This is a genomic window from Agaribacter marinus (assembly GCF_030160655.1).
GTDB lineage: Bacteria > Pseudomonadota > Gammaproteobacteria > Enterobacterales > Alteromonadaceae > Glaciecola > Glaciecola marina.
This window is the reverse complement of the sequence record NZ_BSOT01000005.1, coordinates 498,626-521,047: the sequence shown is the minus strand read 5'-3', so window position 1 is coordinate 521,047 and position 22,422 is coordinate 498,626. Positions and strand designations below refer to the sequence as shown.

Annotated in this window: 15 protein-coding genes; 6 read left to right on the top strand and 9 right to left on the bottom strand. The window is 40.7% G+C overall.

Annotated features, from left to right (window positions below):
• Nucleotides 1-3: 3 nt before the first annotated feature.
• The 4 genes from QQK00_RS03855 (at nucleotide 4) to QQK00_RS03840 (ending at nucleotide 5,682) form a co-directional block, all read left to right on the top strand.
• Entirely contained in the window at nucleotides 4-1,254 is a 1,251-nt protein-coding gene (locus tag QQK00_RS03855) for a pyridoxal-phosphate-dependent aminotransferase family protein (protein ID WP_284216159.1), read from the top strand.
• Nucleotides 1,254-2,513: an allantoate amidohydrolase gene (locus tag QQK00_RS03850; RefSeq protein WP_284216158.1), complete on the top strand. Its 1,260-nt coding sequence runs from the start codon at nucleotides 1,254-1,256 to the stop codon at nucleotides 2,511-2,513. The genes QQK00_RS03855 and QQK00_RS03850 overlap by 1 nt, the downstream gene beginning before the upstream one ends.
• Nucleotides 2,514-2,523: 10 nt before the next feature.
• The gene (locus tag QQK00_RS03845; protein ID WP_348521150.1) at nucleotides 2,524-2,892 is read left to right on the top strand and encodes a cupin domain-containing protein; all 369 of its coding nucleotides are present in this window, start codon (nucleotides 2,524-2,526) and stop codon (nucleotides 2,890-2,892) included.
• A 408-nt stretch (nucleotides 2,893-3,300) separates the two neighbouring features.
• Nucleotides 3,301-5,682: a TonB-dependent siderophore receptor gene (locus QQK00_RS03840; RefSeq protein WP_284216156.1), complete on the top strand. Its 2,382-nt coding sequence runs from the start codon at nucleotides 3,301-3,303 to the stop codon at nucleotides 5,680-5,682.
• Nucleotides 5,683-5,743: 61 nt separating this feature from the next.
• Here the strand turns inward: QQK00_RS03840 and QQK00_RS03835 are convergent, their stop codons facing one another.
• Together QQK00_RS03835 and fucP are read right to left on the bottom strand one after the other, a co-directional pair.
• A complete protein-coding gene (locus tag QQK00_RS03835; protein ID WP_284216155.1) occupies nucleotides 5,744-6,232 on the bottom strand; it encodes a P-loop NTPase family protein in 489 nt (162 codons plus the stop codon).
• Nucleotides 6,233-6,326: 94 nt separating this feature from the next.
• Nucleotides 6,327-7,772 (bottom strand): L-fucose:H+ symporter permease, encoded by a 1,446-nt coding sequence (fucP, locus tag QQK00_RS03830; protein ID WP_284216154.1) that lies wholly within the window; start codon nucleotides 7,770-7,772, stop codon nucleotides 6,327-6,329.
• A gap of 226 nt (nucleotides 7,773-7,998) precedes the next feature.
• On the opposite strand from fucP, the gene QQK00_RS03825 reads away from it, so the two are divergent.
• Nucleotides 7,999-9,519, top strand: a complete 1,521-nt coding sequence (locus QQK00_RS03825; protein ID WP_284216152.1) for a UxaA family hydrolase — start codon at nucleotides 7,999-8,001, stop codon at nucleotides 9,517-9,519.
• A gap of 59 nt (nucleotides 9,520-9,578) precedes the next feature.
• On the opposite strand, the gene QQK00_RS03820 is transcribed toward QQK00_RS03825, so the two are convergent.
• From QQK00_RS03820 to QQK00_RS03800, 5 genes are all read right to left on the bottom strand, one after another.
• A complete protein-coding gene (locus QQK00_RS03820; protein ID WP_284216151.1) occupies nucleotides 9,579-10,514 on the bottom strand; it encodes an aldo/keto reductase in 936 nt (311 codons plus the stop codon).
• Nucleotides 10,515-10,531: 17 nt separating this feature from the next.
• Complete coding sequence (locus QQK00_RS03815; protein ID WP_284216150.1) at nucleotides 10,532-11,374, bottom strand: amidohydrolase family protein; 843 nt, start codon at nucleotides 11,372-11,374, stop codon at nucleotides 10,532-10,534.
• A gap of 32 nt (nucleotides 11,375-11,406) precedes the next feature.
• A complete protein-coding gene (locus tag QQK00_RS03810) occupies nucleotides 11,407-12,423 on the bottom strand; it encodes a zinc-binding alcohol dehydrogenase family protein (RefSeq protein ID WP_284216149.1) in 1,017 nt (338 codons plus the stop codon).
• Nucleotides 12,424-12,916: 493 nt separating this feature from the next.
• Complete coding sequence (locus QQK00_RS03805) at nucleotides 12,917-13,696, bottom strand: IclR family transcriptional regulator (protein WP_284216148.1); 780 nt, start codon at nucleotides 13,694-13,696, stop codon at nucleotides 12,917-12,919.
• A gap of 231 nt (nucleotides 13,697-13,927) precedes the next feature.
• Complete coding sequence (locus tag QQK00_RS03800) at nucleotides 13,928-17,617, bottom strand: Ig-like domain-containing protein (protein ID WP_284216147.1); 3,690 nt, start codon at nucleotides 17,615-17,617, stop codon at nucleotides 13,928-13,930.
• A gap of 418 nt (nucleotides 17,618-18,035) precedes the next feature.
• Here QQK00_RS03800 and QQK00_RS03795 point away from each other — a divergent pair, with 418 nt between their 5' ends.
• A complete protein-coding gene (locus QQK00_RS03795; protein ID WP_284216146.1) occupies nucleotides 18,036-18,809 on the top strand; it encodes a hypothetical protein in 774 nt (257 codons plus the stop codon).
• 101 nt (nucleotides 18,810-18,910) lie between these two features.
• Here the strand turns inward: QQK00_RS03795 and QQK00_RS03790 are convergent, their stop codons facing one another.
• Nucleotides 18,911-20,398, bottom strand: coding sequence for a mannitol dehydrogenase family protein (locus QQK00_RS03790; RefSeq protein WP_284216145.1), 1,488 nt, complete (start codon nucleotides 20,396-20,398; stop codon nucleotides 18,911-18,913).
• Nucleotides 20,399-20,400: 2 nt separating this feature from the next.
• Nucleotides 20,401-22,032, bottom strand: coding sequence for a DUF5060 domain-containing protein (locus QQK00_RS03785; protein WP_284216144.1), 1,632 nt, complete (start codon nucleotides 22,030-22,032; stop codon nucleotides 20,401-20,403).
• Between the last annotated feature and the right edge of the window lie 390 nt (nucleotides 22,033-22,422).

Below are 22,422 nucleotides of genomic sequence, written 5' to 3'. Positions count from 1 at the left end.
ATGATGAAAACATTATCTCCCCCCCCTCGTTTGCTCATGGGACCCGGCCCCATAAATTGTTACCCGCGTGTACTTACAGCAATGTCGACTCAGTTAGTTGGTCAGTATGATCCGGTGATGACCGGATACATGAACGAAGTGATGGCCTTATATCGTCAGGTTTTTATGACGCAAAACAAACAAACCTTTTTGGTCGACGGCACCTCAAGAGCTGGGATAGAGGCAGTACTGGTGTCTGCAATCGAACCTGGCGACAAAGTGCTAGTACCTATTTTTGGACGCTTTGGTCACTTGTTAGCTGAAATCGCCGAGCGTTGCGACGCAGATGTCCACACTATCGAAGTAGAATGGGGACAAGTATTTACCCCAGAACAAATTGAAGACGCGATTAAACGTGTTCAGCCAAAAATGCTTGCCATTGTGCAAGGTGATACATCAACCACCATGTTACAACCGCTTGAACATTTGGGTGAAATTTGTCGGCGCCATGATGTACTGTTTTATAGCGACGCGACCGCCTCTATTGGCGGCAACCCTTTCGAAACTGACAAATGGCAGCTAGACGCCGTGTCTGTTGGTTTACAAAAATGTCTGGGCGGGCCGTCAGGTAGTGCGCCAATCACATTAAATGAACGCTATGTAGAGTTAGTGGGCAAGCGTCGTCATGTCGAAGCTGGCATTCGTAGCAGTCATCATGAAAATGGAAAATCCTCTCGTATCCGCTCAAATTACTTTGATTTACCCATGATCATGGATTATTGGGGTAGCGAGCGACTTAATCACCATACTGAGGCAGCGTCGATGCTCTATTGTGCAAGAGAGTGCGCAATAAATTTAATTGAAGAAGGCATTGAAAATACTATCGTTCGTCACAAAGTCGCTGGCGACGCTATGTTGGCTGGCGTAAAAGCGCTAAACCTAATGCCATTTGGTGATTTGGCGCACAAAATGCACAATGTTGTGGGCGTATATATACCTGATTGTGTAGACGGCGAAACTATACGTCATCAAATGCTGCACGATTTTAATATTGAAATTGGTACAAGTTTTGGCCCTCTACAAGGCAAAATATGGCGAATTGGCACAATGGGCTACAACGCAAGGCCAGATGCTGTGTATCAAACTTTACAATCATTAGAAACAGTATTACGTAGAAATGGACACGCGATGCCACTAGGTGAAGCGGTTGACAACGCTTATGCCGTGTATGCATCTGAACATTCAACAGCAAAAAACACAGATGAGGAGAAATAATGACGCACTATGCTGAATTAGCTCAGCGTGTGATGGATTATTGCGATGACTTAGGCAAAATAAGCCAATCTATTGATTATATTGACCGGCGTTATTTGAGCCAAGAACATCGTCTAGCGAACGACCTTTCCGCACAATGGGCACGAAATGCAGGTATGCAATCTTGGCAGGATACTGCGGGCAATTTTTGGGCGCGCTACCCATGTGACGATATAGATGCGCCCCGTTTCTTAATTGGCAGTCATTTAGACACTGTGCCTAATGGCGGAAAGTATGATGGCATGTTGGGCGTCGTTTTACCGCTAGTTTTCTTACAATATTGTCACCAGCAGAATATCAAGTTTCCATTCCATATTGATGTTATTGGTTTTGGTGACGAAGAAGGCACGCGTTTTGGATCCACTCTACTTGGAAGCCGCGCGTTAACAGGAAAGTGGCAAGCAGAATGGGCAGAGCTGCGTGATGTACATAACGTTAAACTCGCCCAAGCATTGCAGACATTTGGCCTGTCATTTGACAATGTAAAAAACGCCGAGTTGTCACCACACAATATTCTTGGTTACTTTGAAATACACATTGAACAAGGCCCGGTATTAGAGGCAAACGATCTACCTGTTGGCATTGTAAATGCAATCGCTGGCGCGAGGCGATTTAAGTTTTCTTTGGCAGGTTGTGCAGGTCACGCCGGCACTGTACCTATGCAATTGAGGCAAGACACCTTAGTTGCCGCAAGTGAAATGATTTTAGATATCGAAAATCAGGCAACAGATGCTGGCCTAGTTGCCACTGTTGGTAAATTAGATAACAGTCCAAATGGCGTCAATGTGATTTCTGGAAATACTACATTTAGCTTAGACATCCGTAGCGACGACGATGCACTTCGCGACATTGTCGTCAATCAAATATTATGTAAATGCCAGGAGATTGGGAAGCGCAGAGGCATAACGGTTACATATGAAGAAACACATAGTGCGCCAGCGGTAACATGTGATCCGCGCCTACAAAAAACACTCGAAAATGCCATTGTTAGCCAAGGTATTTCACCCATGACCTTATTTTCCGGCGCAGGTCACGATGCGATGGCAATGGCTGAACTTTGTCCTGTCGCCATGCTATTTACTCGCTGTGAAAAAGGCATCAGTCATAACCCCAAAGAAGCGATTGACGTAAATGACGTTGCTACGACGCTGGGCGTTTTTGATGACTTCATGCAGCAACTTTCCGCAAATTCTTACACTAATACGCCTGAGGTAGCATAAAATGACAACTATTTGTATACCAAGAATCTACAACGACAAAGAAGGAAAAAGTCACTTCGGTGAAGTAAAGGTGGCATTGTCTGATGGCGGCCCGATCGGCCTATTGTCAGAAAAATTCAACGCTGGAAAAGTCATTTTTAGAGAAACACCTGCAGATTATGATTTCAAATGGCACCCCGCGCCCGCCAGGCAATTGATGTTTATTTTAAAAGGCAGCGCCGAATTCACAGTTTCATCAGGTGAAAAGAAGATCTTCAGCGGAGGTGATATATTACTACTCGAAGATACTGAAGGTGATGGACATTGTAGCAAAGCCTTAAACAATGAAGTTAGGCATTCAATTTTTGTGACAGTACCCGATGGCATTGACCTTAGCTAATACTAGGGCTTGTTGATCTTTGCTGTACTCCTCGCATTTCATTTTCTGGTAGAAAAACACATTGAGCCTCAAGAGGAAGCGTTCATTCGCTTGCTCACGAGGCCTGCACCAAAAACACAAATCAACCTCCCTAAAAAAGTGCAACATTACTCGCACATACAAAATTCCGTGTGATATTTTTGTTACATAATCGTATTGTCATTTTTATATTTTAAATTTCAATAACTTATAAAATCCAAAATCCTGACCATTTGTACAACTATTTGGCATTCTATCTGCTATACAAACACAGTAATTAGGAAACCAACACAATGGATTAGTTCATTCGCGTTTGACATGCCAAATTTAAGAAACCAAGCTTGTCACTCGCAATAAGTCACCAGACTAGACACATTCAAGAGGAATAACGTGAATACACATAAATTTAAACGCAGTCGATTGGCGATTGCACTTGCCAGTATCAGTTTAATTTCAACGTCAATCAATGCACAAGAAGCTGAAGATACTGAATTAGTCGAGCGGATCGAAGTCACAGGCTCTTTAGGCAGTCTGCCAGGACAAGATGTAGAATCTGTATTCGGTTTTGGTAAGTCTATTTTGGAAACGCCACGCTCTGCTTCTACCATTTCTGAAGCACAATTAACGCGTTTTAACGTGTCAGATATTGATGAGTTGGTAGCTTTTACGCCAGGCACATTTACCCAGTCATTTTTTGGTGTAGCAGGTTCATTGGATGTCCGCGGTACACCCGGAGAAACATACTTTAGAGGTGTTCGACGCTTAGATAACCCAGGCAACTACCCTACTCCCATTGGCGCATCAAGCCGAGTAGATATTGTTCGTGGCCCTGCGTCGCCAATATACGGCCCAGCCAAAATAGGTGGTTACCTAAACTTCAACCCAAAATCGGCCAAAGTAGGTCGAGGTGAATATTTAGAAGAGCCCACAGGCGCTTTGTCATATACGACGGGTACGTGGGATAAAAACGTAATTACCGCTGAAGTGGGTGGCCCTTCCAAAATAGGTAGCAAAGATTTTGGTTATTACTTATACGGAGAAATTGAAAACTCTGACAGTTTCTATCGCAACAGTGAGACAGACCAAACGGTCATTCAGGCCGCATTTGATATGGATCTCACCGACAACCTTAGTATTGAATTTGGTGGTATGTACCACAAATACGATGGCAACCAAAACGCGGGTTGGAACCGTGCGACACAAGACTTAATTGATAACGGTACGTATATTACGGGTAACGCGCGCCCATTGGACGCCGACGGCGATGGCTCAATATCACACTTTGAGTATTTTGCTGGTGGTTTATTTGTCGGCGTAGATAACCCGTTGACCGAAGATGGTAGCAGCTTTGGTGAATCGCTTGCGTTAGTTGGCGTAGGCACAACGCAATTAGGTCGAGATCAAACACTTATCGCGGCCGACGACGTGCTAGAAAATGAAGTGACAACGCTTTATTTTGACGCCATTTATTATACCGACTCGGGTTGGGAATTTAAAAACCAGATGTTCTATGAGGAATACCAAAACCTGAATGAAAATGCCTATGGTTTTTCTCAATTCCATGACGCTTTTGTATTTGAAGAGAAGTTTATTGCGTCTTTCGACTTTGAATCCGGCGATTTATATGGCCAAGTACAAATTTCACCATCACTTCGTTATACCGATTTTAGAAGTGGTGATGACTTTATTAACGAATACTTCGATCGCCGAGACTTAACCGGCCCATCAACTGCGCTTGATAGACGTTTACTTGCCACACGTATCGACAATCAATTTTCTAACTACGATGATGGTAAGTATTTAAACCTTGGTATTGCTGCAATGACAGATCTTACTTGGGAGTGGGGCCTTAACTTTGTTCTAGGCGTTCGATATGACTCTGTTGATGTAGAGAGCACGACACCAGGTGGATTAACGCTGTTTGGTGGTTCAGATGACGTGTATGCCGAAGATTCTGAAAATGGTACGTCTTGGAATGCCAGTGTGTCTTACAAAACACCTTTTGGCTTAATTCCGTACATTACCATTGCTGAGCAATCAACCATTATTGCGGGTCAAGGTGCCAATATTGATGTCGAAAATATTCCAGGTGGCTTTTTTGATACTTCGGAACTATTTGAATACGGTGTTAAAGGCTCTTTCTTAGATGATAGTCTTTACTTTGCTATTTCTGTTTACGAACAGGAAAGAACAGACATCAATGCCCAATCAACGGTCACCAACAACACCACAAATAATGAAGGTACTGAAGTTGAGTTACGTTGGGTTGTTAATGAGCAACTAGTCGTTACCGCTGGTTATACCCAAGTTGAAGTCGTTAACCTTACGGTTGTTGATGGCGGAGGTTTCCAATTTAGCTTCTTGGGTGCAGAAGACTTCCCATTGATTGCAGATCCATCAATCTTCTTCGGTGGTACACCTAATGGAAACGCTGCATACAACAATACTAGTGCAGTCAAAGCGGGTATACCTGAGAACATATACTCTCTTACCGCTACTTATGATTTCCAAAATGGGTTTGCAACAAGTCTGAGTATTGTTGATGTGGACGAAGTAGCTTCTGGCTTTTCTGGTGCGTTAACACTGCCCGCTTACACATTGGTGAATGCAGGCATGTCTTATGAAACAGATGATTGGAGTCTTAACTTCACACTCAAAAATGCAACGAACGAAGATTACTTCCGTTCTAACTTCCCTGACCTATTCGGTACTCAAATTGTGTTGCCAGAGTTACCACGTCATTGGAATGCAAAGTTTGCCTATAAGTTCTAAGAACGTTCTCCCTTAGATTGGCAAAGGCGCATCATTTGATGCGCCTTCTTTATATTACTCTTTACGCAATATGTTCATTCGAAGAGTACATTACTTTGGGGCCATCAAATAACTTAAACAATCTTTCGTGTTCTGAGCGACTGAAAGTATCAGTTCGGTGTGGATATTCCTTTATCCAGTCAATAAGCATATTCAAATTAGCGTCTTGTACTTCCTTAGATTTATATTTATGAGGTTCCCACGGCCGTGATTTAGCGTTCTCAATGCAAGCGTCAGTGGAAAGGTTGAGATAAATGATGTTTGACGCTTCAGGCAATACTATTTCAAGCAAATCAGAATAACACCCTTCTACAACCCACGACGCATTGCTCTTTAGGAATCGACCAATTTGATTTCGGGCGTCGCGAATTGAACGGCGCACGGGCGGTGAACTTGGCTCCCATGCAATGGTGTCCAAATCCAAGTGAGCAATTAGCTTTTGTTTAGCAATGGTTGACGCGAGCGTAGACTTACCCGAACCTGAATTACCAAAAATAACAGTTTTTGTCATGAATATCCTCGTATCAGAAGACGCTTTACACAAAAAAAACGATGCCCTACAAGGACATCGCTTTAATATGAGAAATAATGTTTAACTGGACGCGCTACACCATGTATTTATGTTTAGCACGATAACCATAAAAACAAATAACAGCGAAACATATTAACGGTAAAACAAAGGACGTCTGCACTGACGGTATACTACCGATAATCGAATCACCGTCAATCATTGTGCCTTGTAATGGCGGCATTAACGCACCGCCAACAATTGCCATAACCAAACCAGCAGACGCTAAACTAGCGTCGTCACCTGTATCTTTTAGTGCAATACCATAAATAGTTGGGAACATTAAAGACATACAAGCAGACGTCGCAATTAGGCAATACAATCCAAGCATCCCACCAATGAATATAGTCCCTAAGGTTAACACTCCGCCACCTAAGGCTAATACCATCAGCAAGTTTCCTGGGCGTATAAAACCAAGTAAAAATGTACAAATAAAGCGACTACATAAGAATATCCCCATGGCGACCATATTGTATTGCTGTGCTTCTGAAGCAGTAAGCCCTACCGATGTCATTCCATAGTGAATCACAAAGGTCCAACACATAATTTGTGCGCCAACATAAAATGCTTGTGCAATAACCCCTTCTCGGTAACGTCCATTACCAATCAAACGCAAAAATGTTTGCTTGAGTTCATTCACCGTCAGCGGGTTGTCATTGGATATAGTTTTAGGCAATTTACTAAATAAAAACACTAGCAATAATACACTCACAATAACAGCAATAGCGATGTAAGGACCTCTAACCGTTATTAAATCTGCCGCTTGCATGGCTTGATGTTCAACTGGATTAGTGACTGCATAATTAGATAATGCCTCTGTGAGTTTGCCATCGACCGCAGAGGGCAACATCTCAGCATATTCTGGATTAGCAGCCCTTTCTTGCTCTCTAAACTCTTCAACCTGTAGCTCGCTCAATATATAACTAGACGCCACAAACATACCAGCTAAGGATCCGATAGGGTTAAAGGCCTGCGCTAAGTTTAAGCGTTGAGTCGCGGTATCTGGATGCCCCATGGACAAAACGTAAGGGTTAGCAGTGGTTTCTAAGAGCGCTAAGCCACAGGTCAATATCCATAACGCCGCCAGAAAATAAGTAAATTCCATATAAATTGACGCAGGAATAAATAGCGTTGCACCAGTCGCATATAAGGCTAACCCTAAAACAATACCCGACTTATACGAAAAGCGTCGAATAAATATAGCGGCAGGGATCGCCATAATTCCGTAGCCTAAATAAAACGCAAACTGCACTAAACTGCTTTGCGCATTTGAAATAAGAAAAATATCTTTAAATGCCTTTACTAATGGGTTGGTCACATCATTTGCAAAGCCCCATAAAGGAAATAACATTCCGACCAAAATGAAGGGTAAAATATATTTTGCTTCGAGTACTTTTACAGACTTAGAAGTCGAGTTAGAATCTTGAGAACGAGTTGTCGCTGTCTCTAGTGTTTTGTTATCAGCGGTGTGTTGCGTATCCATTGGTGCCTATACCTTATCCGTATTGAACTTTTTGTTCTATTAACTTTATATATAAACATATAGAATCAAAAAAGATGTTACATCGTTTAACATTGCTTTTACAATATACTGATTTACATTCGGTGTCGAGTTATTTGATATTGCTAAATGGTCATAGATAAGCAATGTATAAACATGTTATATTTTTTATATATAATTAATCATTTTTAAATAGAAACAAAAAAGAATGTTAAAAAGCGATAAAGCTACACGAAAAACCCTTAAAGTTCACAGCGATGACAACGTTGTAGTGTCTATATTCGCACTATCTTCAGGTGAGGTGATTAATACAGAATCGCCAAGTGCTCAGTCATTTAGACTAAAACAAGACGTGCCTGCTGGGCATAAGATTGCGATTTGCAATATTAAGAAAAATGAACATGTTTACAAATACGGTTTTTCAATCGGTAAGGCAACACAAGACATAGCCATCGGTGAACATATTCATAGTCATAATTTGTCTACTCAACTCAATGGTTCAGAAACCTATACATTTAAACAAGATTTTGTCGATACTAACAGCTTGTCAAACATGCCGACGTTTGAGGGCTACCGGCGTAGCAATGGCAAAGTAGGCATTCGCAATGAAATTTGGATAGTGAATACTGTGGGTTGCGTAAATAATGCTGCACGCCGTATAGCAGATATGTGTAAAAAAGCCTACCCTGAAAAAGCAGATGACTACATTGCACAAACTCACCCGTTTGGTTGCTCTCAACTAGGTGACGATCTCAATAACACACGAAAAGTTTTGCAAAGTTTAGTACTGAATCCAAATGCTGGCGGCGTGTTAGTCATAGGCTTAGGGTGTGAAAACAATCAACTTGATGCATTTATCAATGGTATTGATGGTCTTGATACTTCTCGCATTCGTTTTTTCAACTCTCAACAAGTAGACGACGAAATTGAAGAAGGTATGCGCCATGTTGAAGCATTACTAGCAGTAATGGCAGATGATAAACGCGAAACTGTGCCTGTAAGTGAACTGACCTTGGGCATGAAATGCGGTGGTTCTGATGGCTTCAGCGGATTAACAGCAAATGCCATAGTGGGTAGAATCTCAGATAAATTGACACAATATGGTGGCCGAGTAATACTCACTGAAACGCCTGAAATGTTTGGTGCTGAACAAGTGCTCATGGACCGCGCAAATTCAAAAGTAACCTATGATAAAATTGTCGCTCTCGTCCAAGAGTTTAAAGACTACTTCATTAAAAATAACCAACCTATTTATGAAAACCCTTCTCCGGGCAATAAAGCAGGTGGTTTAACTACTTTAGAGGAAAAATCATTAGGGGCCATTCAGAAAGGCGGCCAAGCAGAAGTGAATGAAGTTATTGCTTATGGAGAGTCCACTGCAGGCGGTAGAGGGCTGACCTTACTTCAAGCACCTGGCAATGATGCAGTATCTTCAACCGCATTAGCAGCAGCCGGCGCTAACATGGTCTTATTTACAACAGGACGCGGCACACCTTTAGGCTTTCCAGTACCAACGGTAAAAATATCCTCAAATTCTGACCTAGCGACACGTAAAAGACATTGGATAGATTTTAATGCTGGCGCAATTTTAGACGCCCAACAAAACATTGACGAATGCGCCAATGATTTATTTAGCTATATTTTAGATGTTGCTTCAGGTCGCTTGACCCGCAACGAAGAAAATGACAATCGAGAAATCGCTATTTGGAAGAGTGGCGTCACGCTTTAGTTTTAATATCATAAAAAAAGGCCATTTTTTAGATGGCCTGTTAATTCTTAAAAGCGTCACTAATCTTGGTTTTCAGGATACCCTGAGGACCATGTACAATCTACGTCAGCGAATATTCTTCTTACTTGCTCAGCCAGTTCGACATTTAACGCGTTTTCAGCCCATTTCACATTTTTTTCAATATTAAGTGGGTTAGCGGTACCAACAACTGTCGACGCAATAGATGGGTGATTCATTGCATATTGTAACGCAAGCGCTGTAGGATCAACGCCTTGAGATACGCATAGTGCCACCGCTCTTTTACTCGCATCAAGTAATGCTTTACTGCCAGGATGCCACTCAGGCGCTCCTCGCTCAGTTAATAGCCCCATTCCTGTTGGGGAGGCGTTGATAATTCCAACACCAGCCTCATCTAGGCTCGGGATAATGTTTTTCAACGATATGTCATGCAATCCATGTCGACAATAAGTCAATATACAGTCTATATCGAACGCTTCTATAGATTCACTAAATACCTTTAAAGGATATCCTGTAACGCCAATATAACGAATATGGCCTTCATCCTTTAACGCTTGTAGGCAGGGTAACGCTTCATCTTTAACCTGTTGCATGTTACCGAACTCAATGTCATGCAAAAATAAGATATCTACGTTATCTACACCGAGTCGATTGCAACTTTCGGTAAGGCTTTGTCTGATACGTTTTTCTGAAAAATCAAAATCAGGAAAATCCGGCCCGTAGCGACCAGCTTTAGTAGACAAAATATACTTGTCTCTCGAAATACCTTTTAGCGCTTTCCCTAATACGGTTTCTGCGACTGTCGCACCATAATATGGCGACACGTCAATGTAATTCACACCTAGATCAAGTGCCTTATGCACTGTTTTAATACCATCTTTTTCGCTGATGTTGCGAAACACGCTACCTAATGGTGATGCACCATAGCTAACTGTGGATAATTTAAGGTTAGTTTTGCCTAATTGGCGATATTGCATATCTACTCCTCAACCAATTAACTTTCTGACAACTGATAAAAACGCACCGCATTGCCACCCATAATATCTTCGACGTGTGCTGGGTAATTATCAGTAATGTATTGCTCGACGATGTTCACCACAGTCTTATACTTCGCGGCCAATAAACAAACAGGCCAATCAGAGCCAAACATAATACGCTCAGGCCCAAATACCTTAAATACATGTTCTATATAGGGGATTAATTGCGCTACTGTCCAATCGTCATGACTCGCTTCGGTCACCATCCCCGACAATTTACAGAATACATTTTTATGCGCCGCTAAGGCTTTCATGCCCACTTGCCAGCTTTCAATATTTGTCGCATTTTTTATTTCTGGTTTTGCAATATGATCTACGACAATACGCATATCTTTTGGGAGCTGAGGCAGTAATTCTATGCATTGGGGAAGTTGTTTTGCAAAAACCAAAATATCATATGCATAGTTCTGTTCATATAGAATGCACAAACCACGAATGAACTCAGCTGATAGCATAAATCTCGGATCAGCCTCATCTTGAACTACATGCCTGAAGCCCTTAAGACATTTGTTTTGTCTAAATTCTTGTAATGTATCAGTCAAGTGTTCAGAACGAAGATCTGCCCAGCCAACAACACCTTTTATAAGTTCGCTATCCTCCGCCAGCTTTATTAACCAGCGTGTTTCATCCAAACTCTGACGGGCTTGAACTGCGACACTTGCCTCAATATTGGATTGCTCTAATGTATGTTTTAGGTCGTTTGGTAAAAAATCGTGCATTAATACACGTTCATTTTCACCAATCCAAGCATAGTCTTTCGCTTGGTATTCCCATAAGTGATGATGTGCATCGACTCTCATGTTACATCCATTTATATATCAGTATTTTTAAGTTATATATCCATTTCTATAACAGCTTTGATCACGCCTGAATCAGGGTTTGCCCATAGAGGAAATAAATCAACAAACTCACTAAATTTACCAGTATGCGTAATTAAAGCACCACTTTTAACCTTGCCATCTTTTAGTGACTGTACAACATGTTCAAAGTCTTCAACAGTAGCATTTCTGCTGCCAATTAACGTGGTTTCCCTTTTATGAAACTCAGGATCAGAAAAACAAATTTGTTTTTTGATAACGCTTACGAAAACTATCTTTCCGCCATGCGCCAAATTAGTAAAAGTAGATTCCATCGCATGCACATTTCCCGTGCAATCCATGATAACAGAAGGAAATTCACCGTCAGTAAGGTCAGACAATTGTTGGTGGATATCCTTGGTCGCATCTACAACACCATCCAAACCATACTCGTCTTTGCAAAAGGCTAGTTTTTCTTCAAGGATATCGGAAATGATAACCTTAGCACCCGTAGATTTCGCAAACTGAGCAGCACCAATACCGATTGGTCCAGCCCCCTGAACAAACACAGTATCTTCAGGTCCGATATCAGCACGACGCACTGCGTGGGCGCCAATCGCTAAACACTCTACAATTGCCATGTCATTAAAATCAAGGCCATCAGTGACCACAACAGCTGAACTTGGTACCGTTAAATATTCAGCCATACCACCGTCACGATGCACACCTAGTACTTCAATGTCGGTGCAACAATTTGTTTTACCTTTACGGCAAGCAACACACTTACCACAATGAATATAAGGAATAATGTAAACAGACGCACCTATGGGTAAATCAACGCCCTCGCCGACCGCGTCGATAACACCGGATAATTCATGCCCTAGTACCCTTGGATATTGAAAATATGGCTGATTGCCACCGAATGCATGAATATCGGTGCCGCATACGCCAATTGAACGAATTTTAACTAATACCTCACCTGCGTGAGCAGATGGTTTTTCAACCACTCGTTGTTCAAGCACTCCTGGCTCGATACACACAATAGTTTTCATTTTATGGAAGACCCCCAAAGCTTAAACGCACTTCGATGCACGCTAACAATGAAATCATAGCATTTATAAGACAAAAATCGAGCGTTATTTTTGTATGTAAAATATATTTTTTATATTTACTTGTAATATATGTTTAAGAATATTAATAAAGCACATAATAAAAATATTTTATGTATAAATAACAAACACTTAAAACTTCGCAATGATTATTTTACGATTCCAATAAAAAACAAAATTAATGAATGGGGATTTTCTAGGTAAATGAAATAGTCCTGAAATGAAAAAGAATTGTAAATTTACTGCAGTAAAAGTCGCTGATGTAGCAACAAATGACAATATTTAATTGTGTGCCGAAGCTTCTATCGAATAACAATATTATGACTATTGCAGGGCTCACATGAAACAAAGCGCCTGCAAATCAATGTGACGAGTAAGCACTTATTAGTAAACGACTAGCGAATAGCATTAAACAACATTCATTCGTAAACAGCACCTAAAGCTTACGAACAATGCCATAAGTTAACGCTTTAGAAATATCGTTCGCTGCGCTGCGTAGTTCATCTAATACTTCCTCTATACCCATTAACTCAGGATCTCGTTGAATATATGGAATGGTTAGCGCAGCTACCGCGTGATCAGTATCTATAATCGGGCATGACAAATCCGTAATTCCCATTACGAAAGCACTCGGTGCTCTAAAATATCCCTGTTTAGATACTTTTTTACATTCTTTAATAAACACTTGGATTTCGTCATCGCTATGATGCTTAGACAAGGTCTTTATCATAGATTCTTTTTTGGTTGTCGGTTGGCTAGAAAATAGTACTCGACCTGAGGCAGCGTTAACAATTGGCCGTCTATACCCTACTCTCACTGAGTATGACAAATTACTGGGCGTCTCGACACGAGAAATAACCACTATCTGCTCTTGAGACTCCACCGCTATATGACAAGACATACTTGTTTTCTCGGCTAACTCTCTCATTATTGGCTGCGCATACTCCAATATATCTTTAATTGGTTCATGTTCGGTACCCAATTGAAGCAACTTACGCGTTACCTGATACCCATCAGTGTCTTCACTCTTTTCAATGTAACCTCGTTGCTCTAATACTAAAATCATTCGGTAAATTTCAGCGTTAGATCGACCAAGACGTTCAGCAATAGAAGATGTGCTTTGTGGTGAAGAGTCCTTAGATAATAATTCAAGTATATCTAAACCTTTTTCCAATGCAGGTGCAGAATATTTCTTCTCTGAAGACGACAGACTCATTGTATTTCCTGTAATTTTACTTTTATTTTCTAATGTAGATATATGCTACCTGTCATCGTTTTTACAACATATGTAATTTAGCAGCATAGCTTTTAGCAGCTTAATATTAACGAGTTTTAGTAATATGTCGACATTTATCTATATCATTTGTTAATAACAAACATTAATTCACCAGCAAATAGCTCATAAATACAGCTATTTACAGGTAAATTACACGTGAGCCTCTACTCCCTACTCATCAATCTCGCTTATATCATTAAGCACAACATTATCAATATCCCACACATGACCGTCTCCTTGTGTCACCATATTAAGCTCAATGAAGGTGCCACTTTCAGGCCAATCAACAATGCCTTCGATGATTTTTTCTACTGCGATCCATTCTCCAACACTTGTCGTGCCATGCCAAGGACCTTGAGGGCTTCGCACATACTCGCCAGTATTATTCGTAAAGTGTGCAAAACCGCCAGCCCAACCAGTACCTGACACCCTTCTCATATCAAACGATAAACGGTACGTTTTACCTGCTTGCATGACATCATCTGGTAATATCGTGTGATCGACGAATATACCAATACGCCCATCGGTCGTATCTAAACGAGCACCGTAGTTACCATCTTTGGCCGCATCAGCAATAACGTCAATTGTTCCGGTAGAACCAAAAACCATCTGCCAATTGTCTAAATTACCATATTCAAAATCTGCATTCTCTCCCAATAGATTTTCTGGCGCTTGAGGCTCAGGCGTAATGTCTTCCAATTTGAAATCATCTGCATACCAAGTATTGCCCGCTGTACGTAAGTTGATCTCGATAAAAGTACCGACTTCAGGCCAATCTTGCCCCGTAAACTCTTTTTCAACCAAGAACCATTCACCCACATTAGTGCCGCCATACCATTGTTGCCCAGATGTCTTAAAGCCATCGGTATTATTCACGAATTGGGTAAAACCCCCAGCCCACGGGCCAGATGTTTGGTCAGAAGGTGTTGTACGTTTTAACCAAAACGATAGTTTGTATAGTTTATCTGGCTGCATAATATCAGTCGGTAAAACCGTTTGATCCATGACAATGCCAATTGCACCATCTGTCGCATCAAACTCTACACCAAAACGTCCAGTTCTTGCTGCTTCTTCTTTGACCTTCGCAAGACCAGTCGATCCATATGTTAAAGTCCAATCACCTAAATCACCGCGTTCAAACCCACCATTGTCAACAAATAAATTGCCTTCTTCTGGTTCTGGTGGTGTATAGGGAGAACGCACATTAAAGTTAAATACGTGGCTATCGACACCTGTGCGCCAATCCCCGCCAACCGAGCGCAATGCTGCAATCAGACGATAGTTATTACCAGAAGGTAAATCTTCTGCAAAGTTCAGCGTAATTTGTACAGTACCATCCCCTTCAGCAACGGTTGCACGCGCCAAGCCCATCCATTCGTTTGTTGGCGATCTAAGCTCAAACGTCACATCACGAGGAATATCTGTTGAATAGTCCAAATCTAAGGTAAGCGCGTTAGTGGGATCAATTTCAGATATGTCAGTCGTCACAACAACAGTATTTCTCACCGTCAGTTGATCTCGTATTGTCAGTTCAGTTACACCACTGTGACCACCGTCGTAACTGGTTGCTGTAATACTTACATCACCTGGAGATACAGGCGTGACAATACCGTCATTATTGACCGTTGCGACGCTGGCATCACTAGAAGACCAAAGTAAAAACTTGTTTGTTGCTGCCGCTGGTAGTGCCGTAGCATTTAAGCGAAATGGTTTGTCTTTATTGATGCTTAAGTAGGTTTTTTCCATTTCTACGGCATCTACCGCAACATGTTGAATAGGCTCAGGGACATCTACTTCCAATATCACTGAGCTAACTTGCCCTTGTGTATCACTAAATGTAATGTCAACGGTATTGTGATTATGCTTCACAAATTTTGCCGGCACAGGGACTTCAATAGTGCCAAAGAAATCGTCTCTTGGCGCTTGGTCGTATCCTTTCCAATCGTTGGGTACTCCAATTGTGTGGCCGTTAAACACTAACTTTGGTTGCTTCGATTTGTCATGTTTACGCGCAATACCCATTTTAATCATGGCAATGCCGTCGCTATCGTTGTATCCATGCTGAGAATAATGATATTGCAGTGCTTCTTTTGCGGCACTCGAACGCTCAACCCTAGCCGCCAAACGCAGGAAATCACTAGACGATTCCCAATTATCTGGATACTTAGCTAAAATGCGGGCAAACGACCGGTCATAACTTTTCATTATCGCGGCATAACGTTTAACGTTAGGCGATGCAATGGCATCCACAGCGGACTGGTCAAATGGAATCGTCGCCGCCATTGCGTCAGCAAAGCTCAAACTATTTTGTTCAGTGAGCACATCAGTAAAATTGAACTGTACAGTCGAGTCTGCAACGATTGCTTGAAGATAAGTATCAGAATAATATGAAGATGTTCGTACAACTTCATCTTGACTAATGTTATCACTATACTTAAATGCTAATACGGCGGTTTCATGTGCAGCCATTGTTAGACTTGTTGGTGCGATATCATCCGTTTCATCAGTGTATATAGCCGCCAAATTTTCAGGCACAACTAAACGCTTAATTCTGACTGACTCCAACACGTTAGACGACGCAATAAAGTCTAGATTTACGACTTTCTCGCCATCTTCAAAATTGTTCAAAGCTAAATATACTGTGTCGCCATAATTAAACGCTTGTACAACTAAATCAGGATCTGTTTCGTCGACAACAATACGTTTACCTTTTACGTCAGACCATAATAGGAAAAACTTGGCTTTTTCAGTCGGTAATAAACCATTTACCTTTCCAGCAATAATCTTGTCGGGGTCAGGCCTAAATACTGTTGCTGAATACGGGTTAAAGTTATTTGCTTGATAATACCATTGCGCAGCGCCAGTGATAAATGGCACAGAAGTAAGCAAACGGTCTTCTCTCTCTAACAATGAAAATAAAATATGGTTATAGGATCGTAGTTCTTGTGAACTCTTTTCAGGGCTATATTCGTCAGGGAAACCTTGCACGATACCACCATATTCTGTTAACGCATGTGGTCTTACTTCTCCCCATTTAATATGGCTGTATGTTTCAATAATATCGATAATGGCATCGGCGTTACTGCCTGAACGAATATTATCTTGTCCAGTTACGTTTACGCCATCGTATAAATGAAATGAGAATGCGTCCATGTTGTCGCCCGCATTATCCATAAACATCTTTTGACGCGATTCCCAATGACCAAAGTCATTCAATTCAAATGATGGCCATGCCGAAGAAAACCCAACAACTTGCGTTTCTAATCCTCTAGCATCAAATTCGCGACCAATTTCGTCAAACCATCGTGTCATTTGACGTTGCACTGCGGCGTTCGCCACCGGATCCCATGGACCATCAACAAAATCATCCGCATGTACAAATGGTTCGTTCATTGGCTCGTAAAATAGCGGCCGAGTTTCATCATTAAAATAATGTTCAAAATAATCTGCCGCCCAACGAGCACCTTTCACAGGATCATTGCCTTCTAACATGACCGTGCGAGGATGCTCAGTGGCTACCACTCTTTTTGAATAGTATGGGTAAGACCAAGCACTTTCAATATTCGTAATATTGTCAGGCCCATTGGTAATCGCAAATTCCGTGCTTGGATAATCTACACTGCCAGCAACAGACATGGGTCCCCAAAACAAACGCCCAAAACCTGCGTTCAATTCGTTTTTTATGTATAGAAGATCAATTTCAGCAGTGCCAGGATCCCCTGGTCGGGTGTGTAGATTAAAAAACTTATTTCTCTGAATTTCAGAGTTTGCACCAATGTAGTGTTGCTTAGATAGGTCTATAGTAAGAGAGGTCGATTCAGCAAAAGCAGTTAGTGGCATCCCTGCCAACAAACTACTCATTGCACACGAAAGATAAGTTAACACATGCTTTTTATTTTTCATAGTTCAATTTTAATATTTAAATATGATTTTTAAATAATTGCAGATTTATTTGGCAATGTAAATTATTTGTTTAATAAAATTTACATAAATGTTTATGTCATATAAAGAGACAAATCCTTTACAAATCAACATTGTGTGTAATGCAATAAATGTAACTTACAATTTGAATTCCATTATGTATAAGCGCATATATAAATTATTCAATAAGATAAGATAGATCTGCTGTTAAATCGGTAACTCAAGGCCATATCGTTTTGCTTAATTGGTGTTATTAGTGGAAAAATCTAAAAAGAACGTAATAATAATACTGAAAAGACTTGAATATCTTGCCAAAAATATTTATAAACAATTAACAACTTTTATATGTGAATGAAAAATGAAATTTATTAAAGGATTTGGTAGATCTACCATTATTGGTGCTTGCCTTCTTACCGCGGGTGCAGCGTCTGCTATGCCTATCATGCTTCCGAGTGGTCTAAGTGTTAATGGCAGCATTGAGTATGACGAAGCTAGTTCTTTCATTGTAGATGCTACCCAAGAAGATATATTCGGTATTGGCGCAAATGCTTCATTTGTAGATAATGGCACGGTTACCGGTAGCAACCCGATTAGCGGTAATGTAAATGACGTTTTATTCGTATCAAGCGCACTAAACGGCGTGGATACTGAAATAGACTTCGATTATGCCCGTTATGACTTTGATGTCACCATAGATAATATGCTAGCTGCAGCAGTAGATATTGTATTTAGCTTTGAATATTCTATGTTTGCCTTCGCAGAAGTTGAAGATGTAACGGTTGATGACGCAATTGCTGATGCGCTATTTAGTATTGACGATATGGGCGGGAATATTTTTGAAGCATCAGTAACGTCCAATCTTAATCAAGCCCCTGAAACAGATGACGGCACATTTGAATTTACCATGTCAGTCGCCAGTGGAGACTCTTTAGCGTTTTCTGGATTCTTTGAATCGACTGTGTTTAGTACTGGTACATCGTTTGTCGATTCAATTAACTTTGCCAACCTCTCTATTCTCGACGTTACTGTCAATGAGCCAATAGCAGCATCAACACCAGCAACTGCATCCCTTTTGATATTATCTGCACTAGGTCTTTTAAGGCTCCGCAAAAAACACGCGAATGCACACTAAAATACTTTAGGCTGCATGTTATACAAAAAAAGCCAGCTCGTTTATGTGCTGGCTTTTTTGTATCCGCTAGGCTTGAGTTAGTCACTCAAATGAAATTATGCTTAAAACCATACGTATTCTGATGACTTTAGTAGCGGCACCAACTTAGCGTATACCTGAACAAGTGTTTGTTTAAACAACCCAGACTTATTCAATAAATCAGGAAATATGGCCCCTAAATCTAAAAATAAGCTGACATCATTTTCTGCATCATCATTGCATTGAGATGCTCGCTCTAACAATTGGGCTGCAAGCGGATCAACAAGCTCTTCTCCTGTAGTATATCTATGTCTGACAAATAATATCCACGCCGCAATACCATAACAGAGTCGTCGAATTTCTCGTTCGTCTGTCAAATTAGATTGAATAATAGGCAAAATTCTCATCGGTAATTTCTGCGAACCATCCCAAGCGATCTGACTAAGTAAATGTTTGACTGTCGGGTTTCTAAAACGATCTAAAATATCTCGACTATAGGAAGTTGGATTGAGTTCTTTAGGTGGCGTCAGCGAAGGAATAATTTCTGAATCCATTAAGTCAGTAATAAATGCAACGAGGCCAGTGTGCTGCATTGCATCAAATACCGTCTCAATGCCCATAAGAACACCAAGATAAGCTAGCGTGCTATGCGGGCAGTTTAACAAACGAAGTTTAGCCGCTTCAAAACCATGTACATCGTTAGTAAGTATCGCGCCAACGCGATCCCATGCTGGTCGATGCTCTGGCAAACAATCTTCAATTACCCATTGAACAAATGATTCACGCTTAATTGGCCAGTTGTCTTTTACATTAAAGTCATCAGCTACCATTTTTCGCAGAGCGTCGTCAGTTGCCGGCGTAATACTATCGACCATGGTTGATGGGCATATAAAATATTCATCCAACCAATCTGATAGCGCTAAATTATATGTCGCTGTATAAACGACAAGTGCCTGCTTAAGTTTTTTACCGTTATCCGTCAAATTATCACAACTAACAGCACAAAATGGCGCCGTGCCTGATAAAAACCTTAACTCTAAGGCTTTACTAAGCAAGCCTATCGCAGAGGTTTTAACCTTGCTGTCAGAGAGATCATGAATGATGTCGGGGTGTTTTTTATCTAACATACCGGCAGCATCCAGACAGTAACCTTTCTCCGTAATCGTCATTGTCACAAAATGCGTATCTGGAGACGTTAACGTATTCAGCAATTTGTCATAATCTTGCCCAAGCACTAATACGTCAGTAATCGACCCGACAATGTCATGAGATATATTCTTATCCAACTCTACTAGGCTATACAAACCATCTTGTGGTTGCAGCGCCTCCTTTACTCCTGCAGAGCGCATTGATACCGCAGTTATCCCCCAATCACCACCAAACTTTTCCATCACCTTATGGGTATACCAAGCTTGATGGCCTCGAAAAAATGCCCCAGGGCCTAGATGTACAATGCCATTTTTACTTGTTTTATTTATTCTATAGTCAGGCACATTTGCACCCAATTCAGACACTTGTGGAAGCGATGCTAAAGATAAAGGCAACACTGGTTTAGAAGACGTTTTTGTCATTTTTATTTCTCTGCAACAGTAGCAATAAGCACAGCATCAGCTGTCCCTCGCCACGGGGATATAAACAATTGAGACTTTTCAATTTTTGAAATAGGAGACATTTCTCCAGTTAATGTATTAAACCATTGTAGGTTCCTTTGCGGACGCTCTTTACTTGGCGTTAAGATCCAATTTAGGCGTGACATTTGATAATTGTCTTTTGATACGTATACCAAATAGCTATCATCTTCAGGATTGTGTAAGGTCATCCCTGAACCATTTTTTCCAGGTACAGGCACATACTCATCGAATGGGTATTGTTTAAAAAAGTAACTTAAGTGCGTGAAATAATCCCATCGAGGTTTAATAAAATCTTCTGGTTGTTCAAATGGATTATAAATGATTACGTTCCAAGAACTGGCTTGCCAATAATAAGTACTGTAAACACCAGCAAATAAAGTATGCCAATTGCGTCTTACAGATACCTCAGGGTCAACGTAATCACCTGGAAAAACTAAATATGGGGACGCTTCGTACCCACCGTGCTCAATATTATAAATCACTTTATCTGGAAAGCGTTTACGTACGTTCAACATCCGATTATAAATATCATAGCCCCAGTCTTGCGTAGATATAAAGTCAACTTGCTCAGGATACTTGCTACAATATTTATAATCATGCACAGTCACTAAACGGTCAAACGAATTCATGCCTCGCAGGCGTTCGATTCTATTTTTAATGTAGGCCTCATCTGCGCGCCCGTAAAAAAGAGCTTCTTTAGATATGTCCCACACAACATTAGGAAACGCAGAATAACGTTTAACCACATAGTCAAAATACATATTGTCTTCAGGTGTATTCATATCTGGCCAGCTAACCATTTTATTCCAGACATAAATCATTAAGTGCGCAACCATGCGCTTGTCGTGCAATAGGTGCATTGTACGATCAAACTTCTTAAAAAATTCAATATTGAGTCTGCTAAAATCTGGATTTTCATTGCTACCTAAAAAAGGGAATATATCTTGATCACCGCCAAACTCATGTTCAGGAAACTTAGCTAATTTAGGATCTTTTTTCCAACTAACATCATGCGCATAAATATTCATTACAATATGATTAAATCCATGCGTTTGTAAGCGCGATAACATATGTTCGCTTTTGGGTAAGCCTTCATTACTCTTGTAATCTAGCGCAAATAGCCAATCTAACTCAAAGCCCACAAGAAAATAATCACTACCATCTTCATAACTAAAGGTCTGAGGCTTCTTACCTAATACCATAGCGCCTTTATTTGATGGGTCTGCATTTTTAACGACATCTACCTCACCAGTACTTTCATTTAGCGCAAGTGCATTCGCCTCAATTTCATACGCCCACTCGCCAGTCGTAGACGCCGAAAACCTCAACAACCATTCATTGTCTCCGTTAAACACCAACGGCACGCGTCTTGTATTTCCCGACGTTTTATGTGTAAACGTTGCCCAAATATTAGTCTTGTAAGGGTTCTCTGGGAGAATCTTGCTTTGTAAGCGAATATCAATCACTTCCCATTGCTCAATACTCGAATGACTGGCAGATTTCGCCTCAGATAATTCCGAAAACAAGGCAATAACGACTAGGCACTTCACCATGCCAAACAGGATTGATTTCATTGATAATATTCCCTAATTATTTGCTTCATTTTAAAGCTAAAAAGCATGTTACTCACCTTACTATTTTTACTTTTCATAGTCTGATTTATTCGCATAACTATCTCGATAACCAAACCTCGACAATGGAAGGTAAAACCAGTGATAAGGTTACCGCAAAACAATCAAAATGTTAACATTTATATATGATTACTATTTTTTATATATCCAACCAAACATTATAATAACATCTTGTAAACCAAAGGCATTATAAGTACCACCATCACCCCATTAAACCCATATAGAATATGCACTTATAAAAATTAGCCATCCATTTCGCTGACGGTTAAACAACCACACCGTTTTGTTTGTTATACGAATTTGCAAATACAATTGTTAAAGGATTTCAATTTT

Coding starts and splice junctions, on each gene's coding strand:
- QQK00_RS03855 (WP_284216159.1), top strand. CDS start 4: ATGAAAACATTATCTCCCCCCCCTCGTTTGCTCATGGGACCCGGCCCC.
- QQK00_RS03820 (WP_284216151.1), bottom strand. CDS start 10,514: ATGCAATATCGCCAATTAGGCAAAACTAACCTTAAATTATCCACAGTT.
- QQK00_RS03850 (WP_284216158.1), top strand. CDS start 1,254: ATGACGCACTATGCTGAATTAGCTCAGCGTGTGATGGATTATTGCGAT.
- QQK00_RS03815 (WP_284216150.1), bottom strand. CDS start 11,374: ATGAGAGTCGATGCACATCATCACTTATGGGAATACCAAGCGAAAGAC.
- QQK00_RS03810 (WP_284216149.1), bottom strand. CDS start 12,423: ATGAAAACTATTGTGTGTATCGAGCCAGGAGTGCTTGAACAACGAGTG.
- QQK00_RS03800 (WP_284216147.1), bottom strand. CDS start 17,617: ATGAGTAGTTTGTTGGCAGGGATGCCACTAACTGCTTTTGCTGAATCG.
- fucP (WP_284216154.1), bottom strand. CDS start 7,772: ATGGATACGCAACACACCGCTGATAACAAAACACTAGAGACAGCGACA.
- QQK00_RS03835 (WP_284216155.1), bottom strand. CDS start 6,232: ATGACAAAAACTGTTATTTTTGGTAATTCAGGTTCGGGTAAGTCTACG.
- QQK00_RS03785 (WP_284216144.1), bottom strand. CDS start 22,032: ATGAAATCAATCCTGTTTGGCATGGTGAAGTGCCTAGTCGTTATTGCC.
- QQK00_RS03825 (WP_284216152.1), top strand. CDS start 7,999: ATGTTAAAAAGCGATAAAGCTACACGAAAAACCCTTAAAGTTCACAGC.
- QQK00_RS03795 (WP_284216146.1), top strand. CDS start 18,036: ATGAAATTTATTAAAGGATTTGGTAGATCTACCATTATTGGTGCTTGC.
- QQK00_RS03790 (WP_284216145.1), bottom strand. CDS start 20,398: ATGACAAAAACGTCTTCTAAACCAGTGTTGCCTTTATCTTTAGCATCG.
- QQK00_RS03805 (WP_284216148.1), bottom strand. CDS start 13,696: ATGAGTCTGTCGTCTTCAGAGAAGAAATATTCTGCACCTGCATTGGAA.